This window comes from Pseudomonas sp. R62 (genome assembly GCF_000257605.1).
Lineage (GTDB): Bacteria > Pseudomonadota > Gammaproteobacteria > Pseudomonadales > Pseudomonadaceae > Aquipseudomonas > Aquipseudomonas atacamensis.
This window is the reverse complement of sequence record NZ_JH635999.1, coordinates 155178-166113: the sequence shown is the minus strand read 5'-3', so window position 1 is coordinate 166113 and position 10936 is coordinate 155178. Positions and strand designations below refer to the sequence as shown.

The 10936-nt window shown below is 57.8% G+C and carries 13 protein-coding genes and 1 tRNA gene; 4 read left to right on the top strand and 10 right to left on the bottom strand.

Annotated features, from left to right (window positions below; translation table 11 throughout):
• Positions 1–136: 136 nt before the first annotated feature.
• Both OQK_RS19190 and OQK_RS29385 read right to left on the bottom strand, forming a co-directional pair.
• On the bottom strand, positions 137–508 hold the full coding sequence (locus OQK_RS19190; RefSeq protein ID WP_016773803.1) for a hypothetical protein: 372 nt from the start codon (positions 506–508) through the stop codon (positions 137–139).
• Positions 509–808: 300 nt separating this feature from the next.
• Positions 809–997, bottom strand: coding sequence for a hypothetical protein (locus OQK_RS29385; RefSeq protein WP_024012286.1), 189 nt, complete (start codon positions 995–997; stop codon positions 809–811).
• Positions 998–1218: 221 nt separating this feature from the next.
• Between OQK_RS29385 and OQK_RS19185 the strand changes: the two genes are divergently transcribed.
• Positions 1219–1497 (top strand): hypothetical protein, encoded by a 279-nt coding sequence (locus OQK_RS19185; RefSeq protein WP_016773802.1) that lies wholly within the window; start codon positions 1219–1221, stop codon positions 1495–1497.
• 56 nt (positions 1498–1553) lie between these two features.
• Here the strand turns inward: OQK_RS19185 and OQK_RS19180 are convergent, their stop codons facing one another.
• The 6 genes from OQK_RS19180 to OQK_RS19155 all read right to left on the bottom strand — a co-directional run bounded on the left by OQK_RS19180 (position 1554) and on the right by OQK_RS19155 (position 4885).
• Positions 1554–1874: a YbjQ family protein gene (locus tag OQK_RS19180; RefSeq protein WP_016773801.1), complete on the bottom strand. Its 321-nt coding sequence runs from the start codon at positions 1872–1874 to the stop codon at positions 1554–1556.
• A gap of 70 nt (positions 1875–1944) precedes the next feature.
• Entirely contained in the window at positions 1945–3225 is a 1281-nt protein-coding gene (locus tag OQK_RS19175; protein WP_016773800.1) for a Y-family DNA polymerase, read from the bottom strand.
• On the bottom strand, positions 3212–3643 hold the full coding sequence (locus OQK_RS19170) for a LexA family protein (RefSeq protein WP_016773799.1): 432 nt from the start codon (positions 3641–3643) through the stop codon (positions 3212–3214). The genes OQK_RS19175 and OQK_RS19170 overlap by 14 nt, the downstream gene beginning before the upstream one ends.
• A gap of 137 nt (positions 3644–3780) precedes the next feature.
• Positions 3781–4113, bottom strand: coding sequence for a type II toxin-antitoxin system HicB family antitoxin (locus tag OQK_RS19165; RefSeq protein ID WP_038861400.1), 333 nt, complete (start codon positions 4111–4113; stop codon positions 3781–3783).
• Positions 4110–4364, bottom strand: a complete 255-nt coding sequence (locus OQK_RS19160) for a type II toxin-antitoxin system HicA family toxin (protein WP_016773797.1) — start codon at positions 4362–4364, stop codon at positions 4110–4112. Before OQK_RS19160 ends, OQK_RS19165 begins: the two co-directional genes overlap by 4 nt.
• A gap of 431 nt (positions 4365–4795) precedes the next feature.
• Positions 4796–4885 (bottom strand) — tRNA-Ser (locus tag OQK_RS19155).
• Between the two features lie 297 nt (positions 4886–5182).
• On the opposite strand from OQK_RS19155, the gene OQK_RS19150 reads away from it, so the two are divergent.
• From OQK_RS19150 to OQK_RS19140, 3 genes are all read left to right on the top strand, one after another.
• Entirely contained in the window at positions 5183–5872 is a 690-nt protein-coding gene (locus tag OQK_RS19150) for a crotonase/enoyl-CoA hydratase family protein (protein ID WP_016773796.1), read from the top strand.
• 221 nt (positions 5873–6093) lie between these two features.
• Positions 6094–6816, top strand: a complete 723-nt coding sequence (locus OQK_RS19145; RefSeq protein ID WP_016773795.1) for a lysophospholipid acyltransferase family protein — start codon at positions 6094–6096, stop codon at positions 6814–6816.
• 132 nt (positions 6817–6948) lie between these two features.
• Positions 6949–7920: a magnesium and cobalt transport protein CorA gene (locus OQK_RS19140; RefSeq protein WP_016773794.1), complete on the top strand. Its 972-nt coding sequence runs from the start codon at positions 6949–6951 to the stop codon at positions 7918–7920.
• 30 nt (positions 7921–7950) lie between these two features.
• Here the strand turns inward: OQK_RS19140 and OQK_RS19135 are convergent, their stop codons facing one another.
• Positions 7951–8715 carry an amidotransferase gene (locus tag OQK_RS19135; protein WP_016773793.1) on the bottom strand — a complete coding sequence of 255 codons (765 nt, stop codon included), beginning with the start codon at positions 8713–8715 and terminating at the stop codon, positions 7951–7953.
• Positions 8716–8807: 92 nt separating this feature from the next.
• Positions 8808–10936: 3-hydroxyacyl-CoA dehydrogenase NAD-binding domain-containing protein (locus OQK_RS19130; protein ID WP_016773792.1), on the bottom strand; the 2129-nt coding region annotated here is incomplete at its 5' end.

Genomic DNA, 10936 nt, shown 5'->3' with positions numbered 1-10936 from the left:
TATGAACCTCGCAGTTCCCGAAACGGGACAATCCGCCCAAGCGGGGCGTATGCAGATTGGAGATGATTTCGCAGGAAACGTTCAGCCATGAAAAAGCCCGACATCGAGTCGGGCTTTTTCTGACAGGCCATCAGTCTCAGTGGCGCTTGTGACCTTTGCCCAGGTTGCTGCCGACGGCACCGCCGGCCGCGCCGCCCAGACCTGCACCGATGGTGGCGCCGTTGCGGCCGCCCAGGCTGTTGCCGATCACCGAACCACCGGCTGCACCGACACCTCCGCCGATCGCCGCTTTGGTACGGCTGCCCTTGCGTGCGGCGACTGCGCTGCCCGCTGCGCCCGCGACGCCAGCGCCAATGGCGGCACCGGTGCTGCCGCCCATTTTCTGACCGACCACGTTACCCAGCGCGCCGCCCAGGCCACCGCCCAGCGCCGCGGTGCCGTCACCGGCAGCCATCGCACCTTGAGCAACCAGAAGGCCAAGAACCAGAGCAGGCAGTGTTAAACGCATGACGAAAACCTCAAATAAACGGGATGACGAGAAGGAGCGGGATTTAATGCGCTCGGCGCAGGAAAGTCCAGACGCCGGCGACAGCGTCGATTGGACCGCGATCAGGGAAAAGGTTTTATGCCGGGCAAAAAAAAGCCCGCTGGGGAGACGGGCTGGAGACTTGCTTTCTAACGGATGGCTTCACACTACGTTGGCCAACGTGAAAAGTTTGTGAAAAAAAACCGACATTAATGTCAACGCCCGCCCCCTCATTCTTGCGCACATAAAAAACCCCGTTCAGTGACGGGGTGCGGGATGAAATCACTTTCTGGTCCTTGCCGTGACCTTGGGCAGGAATTTTGCTTTCGGCCCTTTTGGGGCCGTGGATTTGATTTTGCCGATGCTGACCGGATCCTCGCCAAACCCCGACTGATACTCCGACTGACCGCAGCGCACACAGTTGTTGAATGAAAACTCAGCGCCATCATCTTCGATAAATGGACCTGACATAGACTCTCCCCTACGCAACCGGGCCGACACCGGCAAAACAGTTTTGCCTGGAAAATATCGTCCCTCAGCGCTTTTGAGACTAGCCGGTCACTACTGGACTTGCTGTTCAGAAAGGCTGATCACCGACGAATGGAAAAAAGCGTCGCACGCGATCATTCGCTAAAGATTTCCATCGAACGGCCGCTGCCCTTATTCCTACCAATGAATCTCAAGGAGAGATCATGCAGATCAATGGATTCCCGAACATGCCAGTCGTAAAACTCACGGACGAGCAGATCGCTGCCGGCAAGGCCGGTGCGGAAAAACTCAAGGAAAAGATCGCCTCGGGTGAAATCACCATCAAATACCCGGACAAACCGCTTCTGCAGCCGGGCGTCGTCTACCATCCCAGCGAGCCCGCACCATCGGCGCAGCCTGATGGGACACCGCCCCTCGTCGCCATCGATACACCGCTGACCTATGACGCAAGAGGCGCTGTGTTGCTCAAGCCTCAAGGCTGATTGACGCGAAAAAAGCCCATTCCTCGTGCGAGTGGGCTTTGCCTTCAACGCAATGATCAACGCAGCTTCACCGCCGTTCCGGTGACAAACACCACGACCATGCCACCCTTGCCTGCCGGCATGCTGATCTCGAAGTCCACGCCGACCACCGCGTCAGCCTGCAATGCCCGCGCCCGATCCTTCAGTTCGTCGGTGGCCTGAATGCGTGCTTCTTTAAGAGCCCGCTCCAATGTCTGCGACCGCCCGCCAAAGAAGTCGCGCATGCCGGCGAACATATCGCGGATCACGTTGACGCCCTGCACAGACTCGGCGCTGACAATGTCCAGATAGGCCGTGATCTGCCGCCCCTCGACGGAATGAGTGGTGGAAATGATCATGAAAGTCGTCCTTTTACTGCAAAAGTGAAGGCGGCGATTGTAGCGCTGCACCAGGCCTGGCACCCGTGCCTCAATTAGATTTAACGACCCACAATTGATCCAGCTTCGTCGTAAAACTCGAGCTCATCATCTCCCGCCGCATGCCCCAGGCCGGATCAGCCGGCACACTCCCCGCTCGCAACGTTCCATGCCCCCAGCGCTGATTGATCTGGTCCAGCACGCCCATCACCCTCTCCGCCGCTTGAGGTTGGGACTGTGCAAACAGGTCTTCGGTAAATTCTCCGGGCTGTCGCAGATCCATCAACAGCACCTCAGCCTTGCTGTACTTGAAGCCCGGCCGGAACAATCGATCGATCGCTTCGCTCGCCACCTTACTCAGCAACCGCACATCATTGGTCGGATAAGGCAACTCGATCAGCGCGCCATTGGCGTACTTCGCCTCTTCCGGATTGAACATGCCGGTGCGGATACTCACGCGGATCTTTTTGCACAGCGAATTCTGAGCACGCAGCTTTTCCGCCGCTCGATGCACATAAGTCGCCACGGCTTCCTTGATCGGCTCGATGGTAGTCAAACGGTTGCCAAACATGCGGCTGCTGCAAATTTCCTGCTTCGGCGGTTCTGTTTCCGACAGTTCCAGACAGGATGTGCCACCCAGTTCGCGCGCGGTCTTTTCGATCACCACGCTGAACTTGCGCCGCAGCGTCCACGGATCGGCCTTCGCCAGGTCCATCGCACTTCTGATCTGCATGCTTTCCAGATGAGCTTTCATCCGCCGCCCGACGCCCCACACTTCACCGACATCGGTATTGCGCAACACCCAGTCGCGTTTGGACGGATCGCAGATGTCGACCACGCCACCGGTATGCGCTTGCAAGCGTTTGGCAGTGTGGTTGGCGAGCTTGGCCAGCGTTTTCGTGGGGGCGATGCCGACGCCGACCGGGATGCCGGTGCGCTTATAAACAGCAGAGCGGATGGTGCGGCCAAACGCGGTCAGGTCCCCAGGGATGCCGCTGAGATCGGCGAACGCCTCATCAATGCTGTACACCTCGACGGCCGGCACCATGGATTCGATGATCGTCATCACCCGTTCGCTCATGTCGCCGTACAAGGCGTAATTACTGCTGAACACCTGAATGCCGTGGCGGCGCAAATCATCGCGAATCTGGAAATACGGCGCGCCCATTTTCACAAAGGGCTTGGCGTCATAACTGCGCGCAATCACGCATCCATCGTTATTGCTCAGCACGACAATCGGCGTCTTCGCCAGATCGGGCCGGAACACTCGCTCACAGCTGGCATAGAAGCTGTTGCAATCGATCAGCGCGAAGACCTGCTCACGATTTGCCATGGTCGCGCACGCTGTAAGTCACCACACCCCAGATCACCAGCTCATCCCCTTCCATCACGTAGCGAGGCGGATATTTGCTGTTGGCCGAAAGAAGGATGATGGTGTTGTCGCGCATATGCAGGCGCTTGCAGATGGGTTCGGAATTGAGACCGGCGATGACGATATCGCCGTGCTCGGCATTCAGGCTGCGATCGACGATCACCAGATCACCGCAAAATATCCCCGCGTCCTGCATGCTCTCGCCTTCGATCTTCGCCAGATAAACGTGCGGTGCACGAATATCAAAAACCTCGTCCAGAGAGATGTGCTTTTCAATGTGATCAGCCGCCGGCGAAGGAAAACCGGCGGGAATCCGAAACGAATACAGCGCAAGCTTTTCGCCCGCGCCTGACAAAGGGCCGAGGATGGTGACGCTCATGATACGAACCTGATAGTGAATTTACTGTATGCGCATACAGTAAACTCGGGACGGTTCGGGGGGTCAATGAGGCGTGTAGGAGATTTCGACGGGTGACAGGGTTTTGTACAACTTCTGCCGAAAATTGGGTTTCGCGGCTACGCGTGGACTTCACGATCGAGCACGTCTGCAACCCATTGATTGATGCTCTTGTGAGCAAGCTGCGCCTTTACAGCGACAGTTGCATGCAGCGCTGGTGCCAAACGCAGGCTCAGATTTCCCGAATAGGGTTTCTGCGGTGCGCGACCGAGCCTGGCGCAGGTTTCGAGATAATCAGTCACGGCCTCCTGAAACGCGTTTCGCAGTTCTGCCACCGACTCTCCATGGAATCCAACGACGTCCTTGATACCGGCGATGTGGCCGACAAAGAGGCCGTCTTCGTCGCTGTATTCAATCCGGGCGGCATAGCCGTTGTAGTTCATTACATTCACGGGATGACTCCTGCTTGCTCAAGGAAAGCCCGAGCGTCGCGCACCTGATAGGGCTTCGCTTCTTTGTCTGGGTGGGGCCGGTGAAACGTCACGACCACACCGTTCAATTCAAAACGCACTCTAGAACCGCTGCCTTCGATGGTCTGGGCGCCTACTGCGCCGAAGAGGGATTCCATACGAACCCACTCCAAGTTATTTGGGACCGGCCTTGAAAAAATAGCTTTAAGCGTGCCGAGCTGTTTGCTGTTCATGGTATTAGATCATGATACCGCGATAATAGGGCAACTGGGTCAAACCGCAATTACGAGGAGAAAGCCTGCTTTCTGCGGAAAACGTATTTCCTGATGGGATAGCTGCAGACTGGTACTGCATCAGGATAACGAGAGACTCAACGCGCGGTTGTAGGCGAATTCTGCGAGTTGTGTGAGGAAGAGCGACTTTTCCGTTTCCAGCAGGCAGTGCTCTTTTCCGAGTACCAGAATTGGGACACCGCTATATCAGCACGGATATTCTTGGCGAGAAAAGGTGAGGGGCTCAAGGGAGCTGTGCGCTTGGCGCATCCATCCAAGGCACAAACAAACCGACACTGAGTCGGGTTATTTTTGATATTCACTTTTTTGGCTTTCAGAAACGCAAAACCCCTGAAAACTCTAAGTTTTCAGGGGTTTAGTCGTTTCAAATTTGGCGGTGAAGGAGAGATTCGAACTCTCGATACAGTTTCCTGTATACACACTTTCCAGGCGTGCTCCTTAAGCCACTCGGACACTTCACCGTATCTCTGCAGACATGTTCTGTCTGTCGAGGCGCGCTAATGTAGTCGAAAGCTTTTGCGATGGCAAACTTTTTTTCAGAATTTTCATGCGCTTAAGAGAGCACGCTTCATTCTGCCAAAGCGGGTGATGGCAAACCCGCCAATCTCGGGTAAGCCGCCACGCTTCCTTTATAGCAGGCAACACGCGCGCGACGCTGGCCGAAGCGCAAAACGGTGACTGGCAGGTCAGTCACGGCGCTTTACCTGGCCTGCGGCGGTGGGTAACGTCTGCCCATCTTTCTAATAAGGAATAGCGTCATGAGCGAGTTGATTGCCTACCACCTCGAAGACGGTATCGCGACCCTGACCCTGAACAATGGCAAGGTCAACGCGATTTCTCCGGATGTGATTGCGGCGTTTAACGCGGCGCTGGATCAGGCGGTGGCGGATCGCGCCGTGGTGATCATTACCGGGCAGCCGGGGATCCTCTCGGGCGGGTATGACCTGAAGGTGATGACCGCCGGCCCGAAAGAAGCCGTTGCGCTGGTGACGGCCGGTTCGACCCTGGCCCGCCGCCTGCTCTCTCACCCGTTCCCGGTGATCGTTGCTTGCCCGGGGCACGCTGTGGCCAAGGGCGCTTTCCTGCTGTTGTCCGCCGATTACCGCATCGGTGTCGATGGCCCGTTCAGCATCGGTCTGAACGAAGTGCAAATCGGCATGACCATGCACCACGCCGGTATTGAGCTGGCACGCGACCGCTTGCGGCGTTCGGCTTTCCATCGTTCGGTGATCAATGGCGAGATGTTCGATCCGCAAAGCGCGGTGGACGCGGGCTTCCTCGACAAAGTTGTCGCTGCCGAAGAATTGCAGGGCGCCGCGCTGGCTGCCGCACGCCAGTTGAAGAAGATCAACATGCTCGCGCACAAGAACACCAAGCTGAAAGTGCGCAAGCAACTGCTGGAAACTCTTGACGACGCCATCCTGCAGGATCAGCAACATCTGGGCTGACTCGTCCAGGATCTGCCGGTAAGTGAATAGCCCGACCCTCGTGGCGGGCTTTTTCTTACGTCACGCGTCGAAGATTCGCGGAAAGCTCTAGGACGCGCCTGACAGGCAAGACTGAAACATGCGCTTAAACATCGGCCATCTCCGGACTCTATAGCGGCAATTGCCGAAAACAGTGCACATCCGTACACTGCGCCACCTTTTGTCCCGGTGGGCCTGCAAAAATGCTGTTTGTGTTTCGTATGTTGTTGATGGGCCTGCACTTTATTCTGGCCGGCGTGCTCGGCGTGATCCTTGGACTGTGCCGCCCGTTCAACCCGGACAACAGCCGACTCTGCGCCCGCCTCTACGCTTTGCCGGCGATGTGTATCTTGCGTTTGCGGGTCAGGTCCGAGGTCAACGGCTTGATGAACAAGCCCGACAGTTGCGTGATCATTGCCAACCATCAGTCCAACTACGATCTGTTCGTCTTCGGCAATGTCGTCCCCCGCCGCACCGTGTGTATCGGCAAGAAAAGCCTGAAGTGGGTGCCGTTGTTCGGCCAGTTGTTCTGGCTGGCCGGCAATGTGTTGATCGACCGTGGCAATGCGCACAAGGCGCGGCAGTCGATGCTGACGACGACCCACACCTTGCAGAACGAAGACACCTCGATCTGGGTGTTTCCGGAAGGCACCCGCAACCTCGGTGAAGATTTGTTGCCGTTCAAGAAAGGCGCGTTCCAGATGGCGATTGCCGCCGGCGTGCCGATCGTTCCGGTGTGCGTGAGCAGCTATATCAAACACATGCGCCTGAATCGCTGGCGCAGCGGGGACGTTCTCATACGTTCCTTGCCGGCGATTCCTACAGTCGGATTGACCATGGACGACATGCCCATGCTGATTGAGCGATGCCGCGAGCAGATGCGCGAGTGCATCGAATCGATGGATCGGCAACTGCAAGCCGCTTGAAACAAGACCCGCCCTGCGCGGGTTTTCTTTTGCCGGGTGAACTGTAGAAGTTTCACTGACTCTCAAGCAGCGACACGGCTAAGCTGAAGCCTTGTTCCCCTGCCATCTGCCAAGAAGAAGTGAATCACCACCATGGGTCGAGTTGTTGCTGCTGCGGTGTACAGCGAGGGTAAGAAAGTCACCAATATTGCGCTGGACGAAGGTGCTGCCTGGGCGGCCAAACCCGGCCACTTCGTGTGGATCGGCCTGGAAGAACCGGACGCACAGGAATTATCCAACCTGCAACGTCAGTTCAACTTGCATGAACTGGCCATCGAAGACGCGCTGGAAAAACACAGCCGACCGAAACTGGAAACCTTTGGTGACGCTCTGTTTATCGTCACCTACTCACCGGTTCGCGAAAACGGCGTCTTGCAATTTATCGAAACGCATATCTTCGCCGGCAGGGGATACATCATCACTGCACGAAACGGCCATTCCGCGTCGTACGCCTATGTGCGGCAGCGCTGTGAAGCGCGCCCGCTGTTGCTCGAGCACGGGGAGGATTTCGTCCTGTATGCGCTGCTCGATTTCGTCATCGAAAATTATCAGCCGGTGGGCGAAGCGATCCACGCCGAGATTGATGAGCTGGAGCGCAACGTCTTGTGTAGCGCCCTCAACGAGCGTGACATTCAGAAGCTGCACGGTCTGCGCCGTGACGTGGTGCGCTTGCGTCGATATGCGGCGCCGATGGTGGAAATCGGCGAAGAGCTGCAAAAGCTCAGTTTCCCGTTCATCGACAAGAACATGCGTCCGTACTTCCGCGATGTGCAGATTCACGTGACGCGGCAAATGGAAGATCTGAGCACGCTGGCCGACATTGCCAGCCAGACCATCGAGATTGGCGTGTTGCTCGAGGCATCACGGCAGAGCGTGGTGCAGCGCAAGTTTGCGGCGTGGGCAGCGATTCTGGCGTTCCCGACAGCGGTGGCGGGAATTTACGGGATGAACTTCCAGAACATGCCGGAATTGACCTGGCATTACGGTTATTTTGCAGTGCTGGGGTTTATTGCGGTGGGGTGTGTGAGTTTGTGGGCGAGCTTCAAGCGGTCGGGGTGGTTGTAGCCGGGACCGCGTTGCCCCGGCGATTCGCGATCAGCCTCGCTCCCGCAGGATTGTGGGGGCAGGCCCTTTCAGCGTTGAGCCGTTTCTGGCTTGCGCCACGAAGCGCATCATCCACTCCGCAACCGTAGCGCCATGATGCTCCTGCTCTAGGCTCGCGACCCCCTTGCTGTAGATCTGCGAGCCCAGCGCTTCCTGGCGCAGATCGAGCAGCGCGCGCGAATAATCGTGAATGAATTCCGGGTGGCCCTGGAAGCACAGCACTTGATCGTTGATGTGATAAGCCGCGAACGGGCAGAAATCGCTGGAGGCGATGACCGTGGCGTTTTCCGGTAGCTCGGTTACCTGATCCTGATGACTGATCAGCAGTGTCAGCTCTTCGCGCACCGGGCTCATCCACGGCGCCTTGGCTGCCAGCTGGTAGCTGTGAGTGCCGACACCCCAGCCTTGGGATGCACGCTCGCTCTTGCCACCAAGCAGCAGTGCCAGCAATTGATGACCGAAACACACGCCGAGCAATTTGTCGCCGCGTTCGTAGCGTTTCAAAAGGTAGGTTTTAAGGGTCTGGATCCACGGATCCGTGCCGAACGAATCGGCCTTGCTGCCAGTGACCAGGTACGCATCGAAAGTCTCATCGTCACTTGGATACTCACCCTTCACCACGTTATAGACAGTGAACTCAGCGGCAATCGGTTGCTGCGAGAACAGGCGCTGGAACATCTGCCCATAGCCCTGATATTGGTCAATCAGTTCGGGCCGCAGGATGTCGGTTTCGAGAATGCAGATGCGCAGCGACATAAAAAATACCTGACACGTGATGGGAATAATGAACACCCCAGAGCCTGCCTTGAAACACGTGGCCAAAGCAAGCCCCGAAATGCTCGCTGGCCTTAGAACATTTCACCTTTCGCCGCTTTGTCCAGCAGCAGCGCTGGCGGGGTATAGCGCTCGCCGTACTGCTCGGCCAGATACTGCGCGCGGGCGATGAAGTCCTTCAGGCCATACTGGTTGATGAACTGCAGCGCCCCGCCGGTCCACGCGGCGTAACCGATGCCGAAGATCGAGCCGACGTTGGCATCCGCCGTCGAGGTCAGCACGCCCTCCTCCACACAGCGCACGGTTTCGATGGCCTGCACAAACAACAGCCGATCACGCACATCCTTCGCAGAGATCTGTCCGTCGGCCTTCTCGAAGCGCGTTTTCAGCTCCGGCCATAAATGCTTCTGGGCACCGGCTGGATACTCATAAAAACCGCCTCCGGCAGCTTTACCCGGTCGCTTGAATTCATTGAGCATCAAGTCAATCACGGCAAAGGCCGGGTGCTCAATCAGCGGTTTCCCTTCAGCCTGTAGGTCCTTGGCCGTCTGTTGACGGATATGGCTCATCAGGCTGAGGGAAACTTCGTCGGAGATTGCCAGAGGCCCGACCGGCATCCCGGCCTTGCGCGCTTCGGTCTCGATCATCGGCGCAGTGACGCCCTCGCCGAGCATGGCAATGCCTTCGTTGGTGAACGTGCCGAACACCCGCGAGGTAAAGAAGCCGCGACTGTCGTTGACCACGATCGGAGTTTTCTTGATTTGCAGAACGAAATCGAAACCGCGAGCGAGAGTTTCGGCGCTGGTCTGCGCACCTTTGATGATTTCCACCAACGGCATTTTTTCTACCGGACTGAAGAAATGCAGGCCGATGAATTTGCTTTGATCGGGCACCGCCGTCGCCAGACCGGTGATCGGCAGCGTCGACGTATTGGAAGCAATGACCGCTTCGCCGCCCACCACCTGTTGCGCGGCGGCGGACACTCTGGCTTTGAGTTGGCGATCCTCGAACACCGCTTCGATGATCAAATCGCAACCGGCCAGATCGGCATCGCTTTCGCTCGCAACGATTCGCGCCAGCACCGCTTCGCGCTGTTCGGCGGTCATTTGGCCACGGGCAACTTTCTTGTCCAGCAGCGCTTCGGAATGCGCTTTGCCCTTCTCGGCGGCGGCAAGGTTGATGTCCTTGAGGACGACGTCGATACCGGCCGAGGCGCTGACGAACGCGATGCCTGCGCCCATCATTCCGGCGCCGAGCACACCGACTTTGCGGGCTTTATAGGGTGCAAAACCTTGCGGTCTGGAACCGCCGGCGTTGATCTCGTTCAACTGGAACCAGAACGTACCGATCAGGTTTTTCGAGATTTGCCCGGTCGTCAGCTCGGTGAAGTAGCGGGTTTCGATCAGGTGCGCGGTGTCGAAATCGACCTGAGCGCCCTCCACCGCCGCGCACAGAATCTTCTCTGGCGCTGGCAATGTGCCTTGGGTTTTGGCGCGCAGGATCGACGGCGCGATCGCCAGCATCTGCGCCACTTTCGGGTTCGATGGCGTACCGCCGGGAATCTGGTAACCCTTGACGTCCCAGCGCTGCACTCCCGCCGGATTGGCCAAAATCCAAGCACGCGCCTTGGCCAGCAATTCATCTGGATCCGCTGCCAATTCATCAATCAGCCCGGCCTGCAATGCCTGTTGCGGGCGCACCTTTTTGCCTTCGAGCAAGTACGGCAGGGCTTTTTCGATGCCGAGCATGCGCACCATGCGCACCACCCCGCCGCCGCCCGGCAGCAGGCCCAGGGTCACTTCCGGCAGACCGAGTTGCACCGAGGCGTCATCAACAGCAATGCGGTGGTGACAGGCCAGACAGATCTCCCAGCCGCCGCCCAGCGCTGCACCGTTGATCGCCGCGACCACCGGTTTGCCGAGGGTTTCCAGGCAGCGCAATTGCGCCTTGAGGGTCAGCACCATGTCGTAGAAGGCTTTGGCTTCGGGCTTGCCGACCTTGATCAATTCATTGAGGTCGCCGCCGGCAAAAAAGGTTTTCTTCGCCGAGGTGATGATCACTCCGGCAATGCTGTCTTTCTCGGCCAGCAAGCGGGCGACGCAAGCGGCCATGGCCTCGCGGTACACGGCGTTCATGGTGTTGGCGCTCTGGCCCGGCATGTCCATGGTCAGCACGACGATACCGTCATGGCCTTTTTCGTAAC

Bases quoted from the DNA above. Each gene is read 5' to 3' on its own strand.
- OQK_RS19160 (WP_016773797.1), bottom strand. From the start codon at position 4,364: ATGAACAGCAAACAGCTCGGCACGCTTAAAGCTATTTTTTCAAGGCCG.
- OQK_RS19170 (WP_016773799.1), bottom strand. From the start codon at position 3,643: ATGAGCGTCACCATCCTCGGCCCTTTGTCAGGCGCGGGCGAAAAGCTT.
- OQK_RS19140 (WP_016773794.1), top strand. From the start codon at position 6,949: ATGGGTCGAGTTGTTGCTGCTGCGGTGTACAGCGAGGGTAAGAAAGTC.
- OQK_RS19135 (WP_016773793.1), bottom strand. From the start codon at position 8,715: ATGTCGCTGCGCATCTGCATTCTCGAAACCGACATCCTGCGGCCCGAA.
- OQK_RS19145 (WP_016773795.1), top strand. From the start codon at position 6,094: ATGCTGTTTGTGTTTCGTATGTTGTTGATGGGCCTGCACTTTATTCTG.
- OQK_RS19175 (WP_016773800.1), bottom strand. From the start codon at position 3,225: ATGGCAAATCGTGAGCAGGTCTTCGCGCTGATCGATTGCAACAGCTTC.
- OQK_RS19190 (WP_016773803.1), bottom strand. From the start codon at position 508: ATGCGTTTAACACTGCCTGCTCTGGTTCTTGGCCTTCTGGTTGCTCAA.
- OQK_RS19150 (WP_016773796.1), top strand. From the start codon at position 5,183: ATGAGCGAGTTGATTGCCTACCACCTCGAAGACGGTATCGCGACCCTG.
- OQK_RS29385 (WP_024012286.1), bottom strand. From the start codon at position 997: ATGTCAGGTCCATTTATCGAAGATGATGGCGCTGAGTTTTCATTCAAC.
- OQK_RS19185 (WP_016773802.1), top strand. From the start codon at position 1,219: ATGCAGATCAATGGATTCCCGAACATGCCAGTCGTAAAACTCACGGAC.
- OQK_RS19180 (WP_016773801.1), bottom strand. From the start codon at position 1,874: ATGATCATTTCCACCACTCATTCCGTCGAGGGGCGGCAGATCACGGCC.